15 protein-coding genes, 2 pseudogenes and 1 riboswitch are annotated in these 17,045 nt (G+C 54.4%); of the genes and pseudogenes, 5 read left to right on the forward strand and 12 right to left on the reverse strand.

Annotated features, from left to right (window positions below; translation table 11 throughout):
• The first annotated feature begins 98 nt into the window (after positions 1-98).
• Entirely contained in the window at positions 99-1,052 is a 954-nt protein-coding gene (gene rnhC, locus GJ1_RS00065) for a ribonuclease HIII (RefSeq protein ID WP_066226771.1), read from the forward strand.
• Positions 1,049-1,462 carry an Rpn family recombination-promoting nuclease/putative transposase gene (locus GJ1_RS00070; RefSeq protein WP_066226774.1) on the forward strand — a complete coding sequence of 138 codons (414 nt, stop codon included), beginning with the start codon at positions 1,049-1,051 and terminating at the stop codon, positions 1,460-1,462. The genes rnhC and GJ1_RS00070 overlap by 4 nt, the downstream gene beginning before the upstream one ends.
• A 221-nt stretch (positions 1,463-1,683) precedes the next feature.
• On the opposite strand, the pseudogene GJ1_RS00075 reads toward GJ1_RS00070, so the two are convergent.
• Positions 1,684-2,651, reverse strand: a pseudogene (locus tag GJ1_RS00075) (aldo/keto reductase).
• Positions 2,652-3,024: 373 nt separating this feature from the next.
• Here GJ1_RS00075 and GJ1_RS00080 point away from each other — a divergent pair.
• Entirely contained in the window at positions 3,025-3,573 is a 549-nt protein-coding gene (locus tag GJ1_RS00080; protein WP_066226777.1) for a TetR/AcrR family transcriptional regulator, read from the forward strand.
• A gap of 97 nt (positions 3,574-3,670) precedes the next feature.
• On the opposite strand, the gene GJ1_RS00085 is transcribed toward GJ1_RS00080, so the two are convergent.
• The 6 genes from GJ1_RS00085 to GJ1_RS00105 all read right to left on the reverse strand — a co-directional run bounded on the left by GJ1_RS00085 (position 3,671) and on the right by GJ1_RS00105 (position 9,515).
• Positions 3,671-4,042 (reverse strand): DUF2255 family protein, encoded by a 372-nt coding sequence (locus GJ1_RS00085; RefSeq protein WP_066226780.1) that lies wholly within the window; start codon positions 4,040-4,042, stop codon positions 3,671-3,673.
• Between the two features lie 10 nt (positions 4,043-4,052).
• A complete protein-coding gene (locus GJ1_RS00090; RefSeq protein WP_174520084.1) occupies positions 4,053-4,466 on the reverse strand; it encodes a (R)-mandelonitrile lyase in 414 nt (137 codons plus the stop codon).
• A gap of 261 nt (positions 4,467-4,727) precedes the next feature.
• Positions 4,728-5,393, reverse strand: a complete 666-nt coding sequence (locus GJ1_RS00095) for a type 1 glutamine amidotransferase domain-containing protein (protein ID WP_066226783.1) — start codon at positions 5,391-5,393, stop codon at positions 4,728-4,730.
• A 131-nt stretch (positions 5,394-5,524) separates the two neighbouring features.
• A complete protein-coding gene (locus tag GJ1_RS18210; RefSeq protein ID WP_157068335.1) occupies positions 5,525-5,692 on the reverse strand; it encodes a hypothetical protein in 168 nt (55 codons plus the stop codon).
• Between the two features lie 209 nt (positions 5,693-5,901).
• Positions 5,902-9,066, reverse strand: a complete 3,165-nt coding sequence (locus tag GJ1_RS00100; protein WP_066226786.1) for an MMPL family transporter — start codon at positions 9,064-9,066, stop codon at positions 5,902-5,904.
• Positions 9,063-9,515 carry a MarR family winged helix-turn-helix transcriptional regulator gene (locus tag GJ1_RS00105; protein WP_066226788.1) on the reverse strand — a complete coding sequence of 151 codons (453 nt, stop codon included), beginning with the start codon at positions 9,513-9,515 and terminating at the stop codon, positions 9,063-9,065. The genes GJ1_RS00100 and GJ1_RS00105 overlap by 4 nt, the downstream gene beginning before the upstream one ends.
• Positions 9,516-9,793: 278 nt before the next feature.
• Between GJ1_RS00105 and GJ1_RS00110 the strand changes: the two are divergent.
• Positions 9,794-11,073: pseudogene (locus GJ1_RS00110) on the forward strand (alkaline phosphatase).
• A 111-nt stretch (positions 11,074-11,184) separates the two neighbouring features.
• On the opposite strand, the gene GJ1_RS00115 reads toward GJ1_RS00110, so the two are convergent.
• The 4 genes from GJ1_RS00115 to modA form a co-directional block, all read right to left on the reverse strand.
• Complete coding sequence (locus tag GJ1_RS00115; protein ID WP_066226791.1) at positions 11,185-11,496, reverse strand: contact-dependent growth inhibition system immunity protein; 312 nt, start codon at positions 11,494-11,496, stop codon at positions 11,185-11,187.
• Positions 11,497-11,580: 84 nt separating this feature from the next.
• A complete protein-coding gene (crcB, locus tag GJ1_RS00120; RefSeq protein WP_066226794.1) occupies positions 11,581-11,931 on the reverse strand; it encodes a fluoride efflux transporter CrcB in 351 nt (116 codons plus the stop codon).
• Positions 11,931-12,320, reverse strand: a complete 390-nt coding sequence (locus tag GJ1_RS00125) for a fluoride efflux transporter FluC (protein WP_066226797.1) — start codon at positions 12,318-12,320, stop codon at positions 11,931-11,933. The genes crcB and GJ1_RS00125 overlap by 1 nt, the downstream gene beginning before the upstream one ends.
• A 45-nt stretch (positions 12,321-12,365) precedes the next feature.
• A riboswitch (Fluoride riboswitch) is annotated at positions 12,366-12,428 on the reverse strand.
• A gap of 48 nt (positions 12,429-12,476) precedes the next feature.
• On the reverse strand, positions 12,477-13,268 hold the full coding sequence (gene modA, locus GJ1_RS00130; RefSeq protein WP_066226800.1) for a molybdate ABC transporter substrate-binding protein: 792 nt from the start codon (positions 13,266-13,268) through the stop codon (positions 12,477-12,479).
• 137 nt (positions 13,269-13,405) lie between these two features.
• Here modA and GJ1_RS00135 point away from each other — a divergent pair, with 137 nt between their 5' ends.
• Positions 13,406-14,329, forward strand: a complete 924-nt coding sequence (locus tag GJ1_RS00135) for a substrate-binding domain-containing protein (RefSeq protein WP_066226802.1) — start codon at positions 13,406-13,408, stop codon at positions 14,327-14,329.
• A gap of 301 nt (positions 14,330-14,630) precedes the next feature.
• Here the strand turns inward: GJ1_RS00135 and pheT are convergent, their stop codons facing one another.
• Positions 14,631-17,045: a phenylalanine--tRNA ligase subunit beta gene (gene pheT, locus GJ1_RS00140; protein ID WP_066226805.1), complete on the reverse strand. Its 2,415-nt coding sequence runs from the start codon at positions 17,043-17,045 to the stop codon at positions 14,631-14,633.

The following is a 17,045-nucleotide window of genomic DNA, read 5'->3' on the forward strand; positions in this document are numbered from 1 at the left end:
TTTCGCAAAATCCTACTGTTTATCATATCATGAATGCTGGTATAATGGAAAGATGCGACACAAACGGATCTAAAAGAGGATAAAGGAGAGAGCGAACGTTGTCAAACTATGTGATTCACGCGGATCCACAGTTGCTTAATGCGCTGCGCGCCCACTACCAAGACGCCTTATCCGACCGGCTTCCGGCCGGAGCTTTATTCGCCGTCAAGCGCCCGGATGTCGTGATCACCGCCTACCGCTCGGGGAAAGTGCTGTTTCAAGGGAAAGCAGCGGAGCAAGAAGCAGCAAAATGGATGGGGAAGAGGGGGGCTGATCCAGGCAAACGACAGGAGAGAGAGACCGCCTCGCCCCCATTGGAACATAGGCTCGAGAAGCTTTCTGCGATCGGTTCGGATGAAGTCGGCACCGGAGACTATTTCGGCCCGATCGTCGTCGCCGCCGCCTACGTTGATCGGTCGCATATCGCCAAAATCGCGGCGCTTGGCGTTAAAGATTCGAAGCAACTAACGGACGAGGCGATCAACAAAATCGCCCCCACCATCATGAAAACGGCGCCTTTAGCTGTCACCGTGCTTGATAACGCGGAATACAACCGCTGGCAGCGAAGCGGCATGCCGCAGACGAAAATGAAGGCGCTGCTTCATAACCGGACGCTCACCAAGCTGCTCGACGAAATCGCGCCTATCGAACCGGAAGCAATCATTATCGATCAATTTTTAGAACGTGACTCGTATTTCCGCTACCTCGCAGGGGAAGCGCGCATCGTAAGCGAGCGGGTGCATTGCCTGCCGAAAGCAGAAAGCGTGCACGTGGCGGTCGCCGCCGCCTCGATCATCGCCCGCTATGTGTTTTTAGAAGAGATGGAGCGATTATCCCGCACCGTCGGCCTTTTGCTCCCGAAAGGCGCCGGCGCCATCGTTGACGAAGCCGCGGCCCGGATCATCCGCGAGCGAGGGGAAGAGATGCTTGAGACGTGCGCCAAGCTTCATTTTGCCAATACGAAAAAGGCGCTTGACATCGCCAAGCATGGAAGAAACATCGGAGAGAAGTGAAGCAATCGCCGGAATGGCCGTGGCTGACGATGTTGTCGGCGGTGGACAGCCGAACAAAACGGATGGATGAAGAGATGTTTCGCGAATTGGAGGGAATCGCGATGACCGAGCAAGAGATTTTAGAAGCGTTAGAAGAATGGCAAAGTTTAAGCGTCGACCCTGAAAACCGCTACGCCTACGAAATGCGGCTCAAATGGCTCCTTGACCAACTCTCCAACATTCGTAGCAGTCGGGAGGAAGGACGGCAAGAGGGGTTAAAAGAGGGATTGAAAGAAGGGCTGAAAAAAGGAAGAGAAGAAGGAATCAAAGAAACGATCCGAAAAATGAGCGAAAAAGGAATGAGCATAGCACACATTGCGAATATTCTCGACATGACGGAAGAAGACGTGCGAGAACGGTTGGGCGACTAGTCTTGTTGGTTTTCAAAGAAATACCCTTGCGAATAGGCAAGGGTTTGTGTTATGCCTCATACTTTTCGCGCTTTTTTCTTTCGCCACGGTCTTGTATGAAGAAATGATAGAAACGAAAACCGGCGCCATCGCTTGAAAACACGCTGCATATGATCGTATTCCATGATTTTTCGCTACTCCAAAAGACCCGTTAGTTACTCTTTTTGGGCATCTTTTTCCCGTCATCGATGCCCAACGATTGGATGAGGCACATACGGCTCTTCCAAATAAGCCATTTCTTCCGGCGTCAACGAAACGGACAGCGCGCCGACCGCATCTTCGACATGGGACAACGATCGGCGCGGTGGACCGGTTCTTTATGCAGCAGTCAGGCTAGTGCGATTTGCGCGCGCTTCACGCCGTGTTTTTCGGCAAGCTCGGCGACGCGTTCAATAATCACCCGATCCGCTTCGGCCGTGGCGTCGTATTTCGACCATTGGATTTGGTCGGTTTCCGAACGATGCGTCTTTTCCGACGCATCGCGCGTCAATCTCCCTGACGCCAACGAGCTGTACGGGATCACGGCGATGTTTTCTTCTTTGCAAAGCGGCAACATTTCCCGCTCTTCCTCACGGTAAATGAGATTGTAATGATTCTGCATCGACACAAATTTCGTCCACCCGTGTTTTTCCGCTGTATAGTTGGCCTTCAAAAACTGCCATGCATACATCGAAGAGGCGCCGATGTACAGCGCTTTTCCCGCTTTCACCACATCGTGCAACGCTTCCATCGTTTCCTCAATGGGCGTATCGTAATCCCAACGATGAATTTGATACAGGTCGACATAATCGGTGCCCAGCCGTTTCAAACTTTTGTCAATCTCACTCATGATGGCCTTTCGAGACAGCCCTTTCCGATTTGGTCCTTCGTGCGCAGAGAAATACACTTTAGTGGCGATGACAATTTCATCTCGATTGGCATAGTCCTTCAAAGCCCGTCCTAAAATTTCCTCACTCGTTCCGTCGGAATACACATTGGCCGTATCAAAAAAGTTAATCCCTAATTCAAGCGCTTTTTTGATGATCGGACGGCTTTTCTCCTCATCAAGCACCCATGGATGAATCCAGCGATCGGCGATGCCAAAACTCATGCAGCCAAGGCAAATGCGCGAAACGTCCAAACCGGTGTTTCCGAGCTTTACATATTCCATGTGATCGTTCCTCTCTTTCCAGTGGCTTTTTTATTTTTTCAGACTGAGCGAATCTCCGCCATCGGCTCTCACAAGGCAGATAGACTCTTTGCTTTTTTGCAAACGTTTTCTAAAAACAGTGAAGACCCGACGAGCGAGAATCTTGTAAGGACTGCGCGATCATGCCATCTGTCCGCTTTTTCCTTTCCGCTCGCCTGTCGATCCCTCGCATGCCCGCCCTTCAAGATCGTGTGTCAACGACGCCTGTAAGACTCCATCTTCACGAAAAAATCAATATTGATTCATTAATCAACATATGTTAATAATGATAAAAAAGCACTTATTCTGTTCGGATACATAAGTCAGAACGAATAACAAAGGAGAGAGTGCAATCATGGCCAAAATCGACCGCCGCATTCTGAAAAGCCAAGAAGCCATCAAAAAAGCGGTCGTCGAACTAATGGCGGAAAAACCGTTTGACGACATTACAATCCAAGAGATCGCCGACCGGGCGAATGTGAATAGAGGAACGATTTATCTCCACTACACCGATAAATATGATTTATTGGACAAGCTGATCGAAGAACATATGGACAACTTGCGGCAGCTTTGCCGCGAAGCTTCCGACTTGACGTTTGAGGAAGGGAATTACATCTGGTACGAGTATTTTGAACGCCATCGTCTATTTTTCTCGACGATGTTATCGAGCAAAGGCGCCCCTCACTTCCGCAATCGGTTTTTACAGCTGGTGATCGAGGAATTCAAGCCGGAAGTCGACACGTCAAGCGGAAAAAACGAAGGGCTCGACGAAGACGTCGTCTTGCAATTTTTCGCCTCCGCCGTCGTCGGGATCGTCGAATGGTGGTTCAAACAAGGCATGCCGCTGCCGGCGCGCGTCATCGCCGAGCAGACGGGGCGGCTGTTGGACCGCAATTTTGATTAAGGCGCTACTCCGTCAAAATTTTAAATAACAAAAACCGTCATCGACGCCAGTCAGGAGGTTGGCGATCGGTGACGGTTTTCGTTTGGAAGAGAACTTCTCACCGAGGAATGATTTTCACCGTCGCCGCACGGGCGCGGCTGCTGATCATGGGAGCAAGATACGGACTTCCTTTGTACTTTTCCCGGTACGCGTCATCGATCAAGTCGTTGATCGGCCCGTCGACCGGTTCAAACGCGACTTCCTTCATCATGCCGGCTACGGTAATCCGCCCCTCTTTCTGTTTGACGGCCGCCTGATACCAACTGGAGCGTTGTCCGTTGTAGGCGCGCACATAAAGGGAATCACCGACGACCACCGACCAGATCCACGTCGGCGTCCCGTACGTTTTGCCGTCTTCACGGAACGGCGAAATGTGAAGATCATCAGCCGCGGCGATTCGGCGCAGCTCTTCGTCCGACCATCCGGCCATGTTTTCCCTCCTATTCATCCCGGCGATACTGTTCATCGCTCACTTTTTCGAGCCATTCGACCCCTTTGCCGTCCGCTACCCCTGTTAAGGCGATATGGGTCATCGCCGTCGTCGGCGTCGCGCCATGCCAATGTTTGACGCCCGGCGGAAACCAAACGACATCCCCCGCCCGAATTTCCCGAATCGGGCCGCCCCATTCCTGCACCCAACCGACGCCATACGTCACGATCAATCTCTGCCCGGTCGGATGGGTGTGCCATGCGGTGCGCGCCCCAGGTTCAAACGTGACGTACGCCGCTGAGTATGGGGCGAATTCGTTTTCTTGAAAGAGCGGATCGACGCGGACGTTTCCGGTAAAATACTCTTCCTGCCCTTTCGCCGACGGCTGGGCGCCGTTGCGGACGATCTCGATGGTTTCTCCCATTCTCGTTCTCTCCTTTCCGTTATAACTCGGGCGGCAAGCCCGAAATGGCCTGTCATTCCTCAATGATTTTGACGCCCGGCAACAAAAATCATCAACATTTGTTTATTATAATAACAAAGTTCAAATTCCAATCAATTGTGAAATCAAAGCGATTTGTTGATTAATGAACAACAATTGGAAAATCGTTCAAAAAACAAAAACAAGACGCTACCTCTCTTTTGGCGCGTCTTGTTATGGATAAACGAGTTCAGCTGATATTGTCTACGCTTGTTCTTCAAGAGCTGCGACGACTTTTTCCGCCGTGCTCCGGCTGGATTGCGGGTTTTGCCCGGTGATCAAGTTGCCGTCGCGCACCGAGAAATCGGTCCATTTCTCACCGCGGACGAAATTCGCCCCGCGCAGGCGCAAGGTGGACTCCAGCAAAAACGGCATATGGACGTCAAGCCCGACTTCGCGTTCTTCTTCGTCTGTAAACGAGGTGACCGTTTTTCCTTTCACAATCGGCGTACCGTCTTTGTATGTGGCGTTCACAAGCCCTGACGGACCATGACAGACAGCGGCGATGATGCGCCCGTCTTCGGCAAACTGCTGCAAGACGTATTGCAGCGTTTCGTTGTCCGGAAAATCGAACATCGTTCCATGTCCCCCGGGAAGGAAAATGGCGTCAAACCCGTTGGCATCGTCTTTGCTTAAGCGCGCCGTGTTTTTCAGCGCCGCTTCCGCCTCCGCCCAAGACGGATCTTTTTCGTTGATGCTGCGCGGATCAAGCGGCACATCGCCGCCTTGAATGCTCGCCACTTTCACATCATACCCTTTTTCTTTAAACACCAAATACGGTACGGCAAACTCCTCAAGCCAAAGCCCGGTTTGATGATCGTCGGTGATCGTCGTATGGTTCGTCACAACCATGAGCACTCGTTTCGTCATGCCCGCATTCCTCCTTTAGGTTCTGGTGTGTTCTCTACCACTCATCATACTTTACATTGGGCAAAAGCGGAAAAAATATGCTTGTGAAATCGAATCGCTCTTGATAAAAATAAGTGGAGGAAACGAAAACGTCATTCCTCCACTGCTTCTTTCACTCTCGCTTTGAACGCCTTTGCCTCTTCCGGCTTATAAAGATCAAGCAAATCTTTTTCTTTCGTTTTCAGTACAACTTTATCGTCACGGCGGACAGCACCATTTTTTTCATCCTCTTTTTCCTCCCCTTGGATAGATGAACCCATTAATATCTTGCATTTACGCCATTAATGTCATCCTGCTGTGGAGTATAGATGCGCGTCCGATATCGGTGAAAATGACCAGACGCGTCAAACAGAATATACGTTCCTATCGCTGGGAGGGGTGACATCCTTTCCGTTCTCCCTTCATTCCTAACATTCCTAAAAAAGAACGCCGCTTCCCCGATCTGTGGGAGCGGCGTTGGCTCGCCATCTTAACTGATTTTTTGTTGTTCCAGTCCGTCCGCTTCACTCACCGGCTGCCGGAACGGCCACCAGTTCGCGCGGCCGAACGTGCGGACCATGACTGGCACGAAGAGCGGCAGGACGACGAGGGCGTAAAGCAGAAGCCCCGTCAGCACAATCGTCGCGATTTGCAAGAGCGACAGGACGCCGGACGGATACATCGCGGCGAACGTTCCGCCTAAAATGACGGCGGCGGAGATAATGACCGTCCCCATATGGCCCATCGCCGACAGCATCGCCTCTTTCACCGGACGGCCCCGGTATTCGTTGAACCGGTCCATGAGGAAGATGCTGTAGTCGATGCCGAGCGCCAACAGCAGTACAAAGGCGAAGAACGACACCGCCCAGTTCAAACCGGCATAGCCGAGGCCGTTGACGAAAATGAGTTCGGTGACGGCCATCGATGTGTAGTATGTCAACACGAGCGACAAGATCAAATAGAGCGGCATGATAAGCGAACGGAGCAGCACCGCCAGCACGATGGCGATCCCGATTAACATGAGGACAGCTGTCCGCTTATAGTCCGCGTTCGAAATCGCCTGCAGGTCGGCGTACGTGCTTGTGACGCCGCCGACAGCGATGGTCGCGTCTTCCCATTTCGTTCCTTTCACCGCGCGTTCGGCGGCGGCGCGAATGTCATCGATGCGGCCGAGCGCCGATGTCGAATACGGGTTTTCGTTCAAAATGACATCGAACGTCACGATGCGGCGGTCTTTCGACATATACGCGTCTTTCGCTTGCGCGAACTCTTTGCTTTCAAGTGCCTCTTTCGGCATGTGCCAGCCCGCCATTTCTTTCTCCGGCGCAGATGACAAATCGGCTAAGTACGTCTCTGCCGTTCCGAGACCACCAGCCACTTTTCGAAGGCCGGACGCGCTTTGGTCCAGGCCGTCGACGAGCTGGCCGAGCTGGCCGTCAAGGGCGGAGAAATGTTCAAGCAACTGGCGCTGTCCGCTGTTCACTTTCTCAAGTCCGGCCGAGAATTGCGGCAATTTGTCCACCGCCTGTTTTTGGCCGTCGGCCGCTTTCGTCAATCCGGCTTCGAGCTCATCAAGCCCTTGGATCACTTGATCCAAGCCGCCGTTCACCGCCGCCTGGCCGGCTGCGAGTTGGGCGAACGGTTCGTTCGCTTTCGCCAAACCGGCGCGCGCCTGCTCAAGCGCCCCGTTCAACCGCGACAGGCCGTCTGCCATTTGTTTCGTCTGGCCGGACAGGGCGGCGACGGTCATTTTCGCTTGTTGGTATTGCCCATCTTGGCGGAGTTCCGGATGCGACTGCTCGACTTGCCCGAGCATCGTCTGCACGGCGGCGAGCTGATCGGCGACAGCCTTTAATCCCGCTTCGATTTGCCGGTACTGGCCGTTTAGCGCCGACAGTCCTTGTTCCGCCTGCTTGTAGCCGTCAAGCAACTGATTCGCGCCTTCCTGCAGCTTTTTCGCATTGTCGCGAAGCGTCACTAAGCCTTTTTTCAGCTCGCCGGCGCCCATCGCTCCCCGGCGCACCCCTTGTTCAATTTGGCTGAGGCCGGTTTGCAGCTGGCGCAGGCCGTCTTCAAGCCGCTCCGTTCCGGAGACGAGCTGGCCGATGCCGGATGACGCCTGCTTAAGCTGCGGAGCGGACGAGGACAACTTTTGGCTTGCCGTCTCAAGACCGGCACCGATTTTTTCGATCCCCTCTTTGCCGGCGCCAAGGCCGTTTTTCAGCTGTTTCGCCTGTTCCGTAACAAACAGCTCCTTAATCGGCTCACCCGTCGGGCGCGTCGCCGAGCGGACGCTCGCCACGCCGTCAACCGTTTCGATCTCGCGGCTAATTTTCTCAATCAACGCCAGCCCTTCTTCCGAATCAAGCGGCTCTTTGCTTTTCAATACCACTTGCGTCGGCATGGCATCTCCCGGATTGAAATGATCGGCAATGATGTCAAACGCTTTGACCGAGCGATAATGATCGCCGATCTCTTCCATGGAATCAAACGACAGCTTGCCATTGTACGTCGCCAACACCGGCACGGTCACGACGGCGACAATCGCCAGCGCCAGAAGCGGACGGGCGAACGCAAATCGGCCAGCCGCGAGCCAAAGCTGGCTTTGCCCATGCTCGAGCTTCCCCCGCACCGGCCAAAACAGCTTTTCGCCAAGCACCGCCATGAAAAACGGCACAAGCGTCACGAGCGCCACAAGCAGCACCGCCACCCCAACGGCAACGGCCGCCGCCGATTGGTACAGCTTAAACGTCGACAAACCGATCGCCGCAAAGCCGATCATGACGGCAATGCCGCTCGCTGCCACCGTTTTCCCAGCCGTCCGGTACGTGGCGACGATCGCTTCCACCCGATCACCGCGTTTCGCCAGTTCTTCTTTAAACCGGCTCAGCAACAAAATGCAGTAGTCGGTCCCGATGCCAAACAACACCGCGACTAAAAACGTTTGCGTGAACGTTGACAGCGGGAAATTCACCTGATCCACCAAAAAGGCAACGACCGACTGCGAGACGACATACGTCGCCCCGACCGCGAGCAACGGAATAAGCGGCGCCACCGGCGAGCGGAACACCGCCAGCAAGACAATTAAAATAAAGACGACGGTGATCCCTTCCGTTTTCTTCACGCCTTCCTGCGAGCTCGTCACGACATCTTCATCGATCATCCAGCCGCCGGTGAAATAATGCTCGACCTTGACGCCATCGACCGCTTTATACAGGGCGTCGGTCAATTGCTTCGCCGTCCGCCCGGCCGGGTCGATGCTTACCGAAATGAGCATCGTCGTCCCATCTTTGGAAACGAGTTCTTTTTCCAGCTCCCGGTTGGCAAACGGCGAGACGATGTTCGTTACATGAAGTTCCTCTTTTTTCTTTTCGAGCGCGTTTACCGCCCGTTCAATCTCTTTTTTATCGCCCGCCGTCAACCCGCCTTTTTTGTAAAAGACAAGCACCGCGGAGCGTTCATTTTGTTTGTTTTCCTGGCCGTTTGCCTCTTTGATCAATTTTGCCGCCAATGACGACGAGTAGCCGTCCGGCACGCTCAGCTGCCCTTTTTCGCGGACAAGCTCGCCCATGTTCGGCGCGGTCATCATGAGAACCGCCGCGATGATGATCCACGCCGCAAGCACGAACCATCTTCCTTTGATAATCGCCCTCATTTCGCTTCTTCCACCTCCTGCAGCACATGGGCCAACCGTTCATACGTGCGGATGAACGTTTCAATTTCTTCTTCAGGGAAACGAGCGATCACCTCTTCCACGAGCCGATAGACGTTTCGGTCCATTTCCGCGATCCATGCTTCCCCTTGTTCCGTCAGCGACAAAACGACGACACGCCGGTCTCTCTCATCGCGGTCGCGGCGCAGCCAACCTTTGTCGACGAGGCGGTTCGTCATCGCCGTCACCGCGCTTTTGTTCACGCCGAACATCGCCGCCAGTTCCGTCGACGTGCACGCCCCCCGCCGGCGGATATAGCGAAGCAAATAATATTGATCGTGCGTCATCTCTTCGCAAAGGCTGTCTTTGACAAGCGCCGCTCCGCGTTTCATCACAAGAAACGACACGGACAAATAGCGGTCAATCCACTCATCTATATTTCGTCCCGCCATTGATTCACCTCCGATGGTTCAATCATTGAACAATCGACCAGCTTCAGCAGTGGACGGAGGGCTGTCGTCCATTTTGTTCAACTGTTGAACTATTAGTAACGATACCAAGGAAGAAAGAAAAAGTCAACAAGGAATGTTGCCAAAGGAGAAACCATTCTGTCGTCCAATCTGAATAGAGAGGAAATTTTTTCAAAACCATTACATTGCATTCACGAACGCTTAACATCTGGCTTGTACGATAAAAATGACAAAATCATCTGAAAAGGGAGAGGAGAACGATGTTCCAATCGAAACGGCGCGCCGCCCTGCTCATTGCCGGGCTGAGCGCCGGACTGGCGCTGTACCACGCCGGACAAGATGCATGGGCCGCCCCAGCCAAGCCAACCAAACAACCCGCGGTGAAAAATGTCGTCCTTTTTGTCGGCGACGGCATGGGCACAGCCCATCGCAACGCCATTCGACTCGCCACGAAAGGGATCGCTGGAGAATTGGAAATGGACGACATGCCATACAGCGGGCTCGTCCATACGAACTCCGCCGACAGCAAATCGTTTATCACCGACTCCGCCGCGGCGGCGACCGCGATGGCGACGGGCGTGAAAACGTACAACGGCGCCATCTCCGTTGATTTGCAAGGAAAACCGGTGGAGACGATTTTGGAACAAGCGAAAAAAGTGGACAAAGCCACCGGGCTTGTCACGACCGCCAAGTGACGGACGCCACGCCGGCCGCTTTCGCCGCCCACACCGCCAATCGCTCCGCCCAAAGCGACATCGCCAAGCAATACATTGAACAAAGCCAAGTCGATGTCGTTTTAGGCGTCGGGGAAGATTACTGGTACCCCGCAGGAAATCCTGGCTATTACCCTGACCACCCGGCCGAAGATCCGGAAGAAGCAAGCAAAGGCACGCAAGGAAACTTGGTCGAACGCGCGAAACAATTAGGCTACACCTACGTCCGCACCGCCGACGAGCTCAAACAAGCATCGGGCCGCAAGCTGCTTGGACTGTTTGCCAACGAAGAAATATTCCAACAACGCCCCGAAGGAGAAGGAGATGTGTACAATCCTGTCGTGTCGCTGCCTGATATGACGAAAAAAGCGCTTGATGTGCTGCCGCAAAATAAAAAGGGCTTTTTCCTTGTTGTCGAAGAGGAAGCCATTGATGAAATGAGCCATGAAAACAACGGATCGCTCATGATCAAAGCGGGCCAGCAGCTTGACCAAGCGGTCGCCGTGGCGAAACAGTACGCCAAGCGCCATCCGGATACGCTCGTCCTCGTGCTCGCCGACCATGAATGCGGCGGCTTGACAATTGAAACGCCAGGCGGCACTGATGAGTCAGGAGACGGCAAAACGATCTCCGGTGAAGACGGTCCGTTTGCCATCGCCCGTTCTTCACAAACGTTCGCCCTTGACTGGACGACAACGAGCCACACCGCCGCCGATGTGCCGTTGACCGCCATGGGTCCGGGAGCGGAGCGATTTGTCGGCGTTTATGAAAACAAACGCATCCATGATATTCTCGAAGAGCTATTGTTTGGAAAAGGCAGAAGATGACACCATCTCCCTTTTGATCTCCGCCATTCATCGATCTCCTCACCCCTGCCAATGATCGTGGCGGGGGGATTTGTTGCATTCGTTGCCGACTATCTAGAACATTTCCCGCCATCAAGAAGACGGCTCATGATCGAGAATGCGCAGGACACGCTCAATGAACGCTTGGCCGTCATCGAATTCAATATACCGCAGACTGTTATGATGCAAAAAGACTTCGACTTTTCTGAAGGTGTCCCTGTCACCTTGATCGATGACTGTTTGCAAATCAGCCAACTCTCTTCGCAATGCGTTGACCAAGCTTTCCGGTTCACGATCGCGAAAATCGCGAATCCTATCATCAAACTCATCATCATCGATCGATTGGTTGTAGTAGCCATCAACAAAGTATCGCAACGTCTTGAACCTTTCTTCAATTTCTGCCATCTAGACCTCCTCCTCTCGATCAAAGAACAACGATCTCCTTTTCTCCCCCGATAAGAAATAGAGCCCGTTTTTCATTGTTGCCTGTCACCGCCCCGCGTGGTAACCGACCCATGCGAGCCACACTCCCAACAAGTACGTGACCGCCAAATAGACTGCAGATTTCGCCCATTGGCGTTGCTGGATCAGCTGCACGCTTTCCCATTTCAAGGTCGAAAACGTGGTGAACGCGCCCATAAAGCCGGTGCCGACAAGCAGTTTTGCGGCATCGGCGGCGCCGCTTCCAGCGAGCCAGCCGAGCAAAAAGGACCCAAGCAAGTTGACGATGAGCGTCCCGAGCGGAAAACGCGGCGAACGCCGAGCCGCCCAGCGGCTGACGATATAGCGGGCCATGGCGCCGAAAAAACCGCCGATCGCCACAAACAGCGGTGTGTACATTATCCAATCCCTTCCTTCCGTTCCGGTTGAGCGGCGGCATATCCAGCCCATGAGGCCAACAGGCCGCCAAACAGGCTGGCAGCGATATAAACAGCCGCCATGCCAAAGCGCCCTTGTTCCATCAATTCCACACATTCGACGCTGAGCGTCGAAAACGTCGTATACGAGCCGACAAAGCCGGTCGTCGCCGCTGTTTTGAGCCATGGCGGCCACGCGGGTCGGCGGGTGAAGAAGACGGTGAGCCAGCTGAGCAAAAACGAGCCTGTCCAGTTGATGAAAAGCGTCCCGAGCGGAAAGCCGCCGACGGCGGCGGCGGGAACAACCAAACCGAGGCCATAGCGGACAAGCGCGCCGATCATGCCGGCGATGCCGACAGCGAAATAGACCAATGAGGATCCCCCCTTCCAAAAATGAACAAACTCCTGCCGCTTCTATCCGCAGCAGGAGTCATCAGCCGGAAGCCGGCGGTTATGGCGAACTCCATCGCCTATTCGATTGGCATCGCCTTTATTTTACCATATATCCCCTCCCGATGGGAAGCAGATTCAACGGCTTGGTCGGAACCCGTGTTGTTCGAATATTTGGAGCGCCTGTTCGCTCGTCAAATAATCGTAAAACGCCCCCGCCTCTTTAAGATGTTGGCTTTGGTTCACGACGCCAAGCGGATAGACGATCGGGTCGTGCATGCCATCCGGAACGGCGGCGGCGATCTTGACTTTGTCCGACACGAGCGCGTCCGTCCGGTACACAAACCCGGCGTCGACGTTGCCGGTTTCAACATACGTCAACACTTGGCGGACATCTTTTGCGTAGACGAGCTTCGGTTTCACTTGCTCCCACAGCCCCGCCTTCTCCAACGTTTGTTTCGCGTACATGCCGGCCGGCACCGACTCGGGGATGCCGATCGCCACCCGTTTGGCGCGGGTGATGTCATCGAGCGACTGAATCGCCCCTTCTCCTTGTTTCGGAACGATGAGCACCAGTTCGTTGGCGAGCACGGTTTTTTCGTGTTTGGAATCGATCAGTCCTTCCTTTTTCAGTTCCTCAAACGGCTCGGCGGCCGCGGAGAAAAAGAGGTCGACCGGCGCCCCTTGGGAAATTTGTTTTTGCAAGGCGCCCGACGCGCCAAAATTATATTGGATGCGGATGTTCGGGTGCTTTCGTTCAAACGCCGTTTTCGCTTCTTCCAGCGCTTCTTGCAGACTGGCCGCGGCGGAAACCGTCAACTCTGCGTTCTCCGCCGGTTTCTTTTGATGGGCGCCCTCTTTTGGACCGGCGTCGCAGCCATACAAGCCGAACAACAAGAAAACCGCGACGAGCCATGCCATTTTTCGCATGTGGATCCCCCTTTTCTCCAACAATTTATGTTATATGTAATGATATCTAATTATAAATAACGATAAATAGTTAGGAAAGAAAAAATTTTTTCACATCTTTCTCTTTACGCTACAATGGAAGAAAGGAGGATCGAACGATGCCGGAACCGCGGTCATACACGATCGAAGAAATCGCTTCCTTATTAAAAGTGTCAAAACTAACGGTGTACGATTTAGTAAAAAAAGGGAAGCTGCCCGCCTTTCGCGTTGGGCGGCAAATGCGGGTCACTGCCGATGATCTCGAGCGGTACATCGCCGAGCAAAAAGGGGAGACAAGCACCGTTTTCCCTGCCGTTTCGCGGCCGACCGAAACCGCTTTTCGCTCCATCATCATCAGCGGTCAAGATATGGCTCTCGATTTGCTTGGCGTCCATCTCGAAAAAGGCGGCCCTTATCAATCACTTCGCACCTATACGAGCAGCCTCAACGGATTGATCGCTCTATACAAAGGACAATGTGACATCGTCAGCGTGCATTTGTTTGACGGGCAGACGGGCGAGTACAACCGTCCGTATGTTGAAAAGCTGTTGACAGGGCATGCGTACATCATGGCGAACTTGATGTGCAGGCCAATCGGGTTTTACGTACAAAAAGGAAATCCGCGCGGCATCCAAACGTGGAGCGACTTGGGAAGGAACGATGTCGTGATCGTCAACCGGGAAAAAGGAGCGGGGGCGCGCGTGCTCTTGGATGAACAGCTGCGCCTGCATGGGCTGTCGCCTTCCGCTATTCGCGGGTATGAACGGGAAGAGACGAGCCACTTAAGCGTCGCCTCAGCGGTGGCATCCGGCTTGGCTGATGTCGGCATCGGCACAGAGAAAGTGGCACGGATGGCCGGCGTCGAGTTCATCCCGCTCGTGAAGGAGCAGTATGACATCGTAATGCTGCGGACGCCGAAGAATGAACCGCTCATCTCCTCCGTCTTGGAGGTGCTTCGCTCCGATTCGTTCCGCGCCGAACTCGAAGCGCTCGGCGGATATGATGTGTCGCAAACCGGGCGCATCATGGCCGAGCGCGGCTGACAGGGCAGCACAACCGCATCTGTATCGATGCAACGAAAACGTTTACCATCTCCTTGACGGAAAAACCGCTTGTCCATTTTTTCGACTGCCAAGGCCTGCCTCCGTCACGTCTTGGCAGTCGATCAAATGCTTGGGAAAAGCGACAAATGTGAAAGCTTCAAATGGCATCTATATGTTTTGGACATCAGGCGATGATTCAGCGGAACCTTCCGAATCCCATTTCCTTGCTTCGATTCTATGCCATCCATCCAAAAAAGAAGCTGTTCCAAAAGCGAGTCGCTTTTTGGAACAGCTTTTCGTTTTACCCGCGCAAAACGGCGCCAAATTGCTTCTCGACCGCAGCGAGCACCCGCTCGTGGACGGCGGCGACTTCTTCGTCAGTGAGCGTCCGCTCTGGATCATAATAACGGAGCGAGAAGGCGATCGATTTTTTCCCGTCGGGCAGACGGTCGCCTTGGTAGACGTCAAAGAGGGAAACGTCTTTGACGAGCGGTTTCCCGGCTTCGGCGATCGCTTGCTTCAAGGCGCCGGCTTCGACGTTCTCGTCGACGACTAAGGCGATGTCGCGCACGACCGACGGGAAGCGCGGAATCGGCTCGTAGCGGATCGCTTCGCTTTCGGCGTTCAACAGCTCGGCCAAGGCGAGCTCGAAAACGTACGTTTCTTTCAAATCCCACTCTTTTTGCGTTGCCGGATGGAGCTGGCCGACAAAGCCGATGACCGTTCCGTCAAGCCAAATATCGGCCGTCCGCCCCGGATGCAAATCGGCGCGCTTCGCCGGGCGGTACGCGATGCGGTGGTCAACGCCAAGCAAGGAGAACAGGCCGTCTAAGATGCCTTTTGCGACATAAAAGTCAGCCGCTTTTTTCTCTCCTTGCCACAAATGGGTGTGCCATAAGCCGGTGATGACGCCGGCAAGCCGCTCTTTTTCCGCCGGCTGCACATTTTCTCCCTTCGATAAGTAGACAGAGCCGATTTCGTACAAGGCGACGTTCTCGACTTGGCGGGCCCGGTTGTAGCTCGCCGCTTCGAGCAAATGCGGAATCAAGCTTTGCCGAAGAACGCTCCGCTCTTCGCTCATCGGCAGCGCCAAGCGGATCGGCTCGGTCGTCTCGAGCGCAAAGCGCGCCACTTTGTCCGGGCTGGTCAACGAATACGTGATCGCTTGATACAAGCCGGCCCCTTCCAAATAGCGGCGGACGCGGCGGCGCTTCGCTTGATATGGTGTGAGATGGCCCGGTTTCGCCTCAGCCACCGGCAAGGTTGCCGGCAGATGGTCATAGCCGTACAAGCGGGCGACTTCCTCGATGATATCTTCCTCAATGGCAATGTCACGGCGGCGCGACGGGACATGGACGGTAAACGTTCCGTTGTCTTCCGTAAACGGGAATTGCAAGTTCGAAAGAATGGCGGCGACTTCCTCTTTCGTCATCGCTGTGCCGAGCACACTGTTGATGCGTTCAAGGGACACGGTTACGACAACCGGTTCCTCGCGCCACGCGTTGGCTTCGACGATGCCGCCGACGACCTCACCACCCGCATACTTGGCCATCAAAGCGGCGGCGCGCTCGAGCGCTTCTTTCGTCCGCGCCGGATCGATTCCTTTTTCAAATCGGGTGCTCGCCTCGCTGCGCAGCCCGTGGTCTTTCACCGCCTGGCGGATGACCGGGCTCGTAAAGTACGCTGCTTCGATGAAGACGGTTTTCGTGTCGCCGCGCACTTCCGAGTTCGCCCCGCCCATCACGCCCGCTAGAGCGACCGGTTCGCGGCCGTTTGTGATGACGAGGTGCTCTTCGCTCAGCTTCCGTTCGACATCATCAAGCGTGACGATCGTTTCGCCCGTTCTCGCCCGGCGGACGACGATCTCCTTCGAACCGAGGCGGTCGTAATCAAACGCATGGAGCGGCTGGCCGTATTCAAGCAAAATGTAGTTCGTGATGTCCACGACGTTGTTGTGCGGGCGAATGCCGGCAGCCATCAAGCGCGCCTGCATCCAAAGCGGCGACGGGCCGATCTGGACGTTTTTCACGATCCGCCCGGCGTACAGCGGATTGTCTCCCGGCGCCTCGACGCGGACGGAAATGTAATCACGGACATGTTCGCTGTTTTCGCTGACCGCCGCTTCCGGCAGCTTTACTTCGCGGCCGAGAATGGCGGCGACTTCATAGGCGACGCCGATCATGCTTAAGCAATCGGCGCGGTTCGGCGTTAAGGAGAGCTCCAACACCTCGTCATAAAGCCCAAGCCATTCCAATGCGTCGGCGCCGATCGGCGCATCGCTTGGGAAAACGAAAATGCCGTCGGCGTATTCTTTCGGCACAACTTTCGCCTCAACCCCTAACTCTTGGAGCGAACAAATCATGCCGTTGGACTCTTCGCCGCGCAATTTTGCCCGTTTGATTTTGAAATTGCCCGGCAGCACCGCCCCAACTTTCGCCACAGCGACTTTTTGCCCTTTGGCGACGTTCGGGGCGCCGCAAATGATTTGCACCGGCTCGCCTTCGCCTAGATCGACAAGGCATTTTCGCAGTTTATCAGCGTTCGGATGTTGTTCGCACTCGAGCACATGGCCGATGACGACTCCATTCATTCCGCGGTCTAGCGCCTCGACCCGCTCGACTTCGATGCCGCTTTTCGTGATGCGATTGGCGAGCTCTTTGGCCGTTACGCCCGTCAAATCAACGTACTCGTTCAGCCAACGGTAAGAAACGAGCAT

Source organism: Geobacillus jurassicus NBRC 107829 (genome assembly GCF_001544315.1).
GTDB lineage: Bacteria > Bacillota > Bacilli > Bacillales > Anoxybacillaceae > Geobacillus > Geobacillus jurassicus.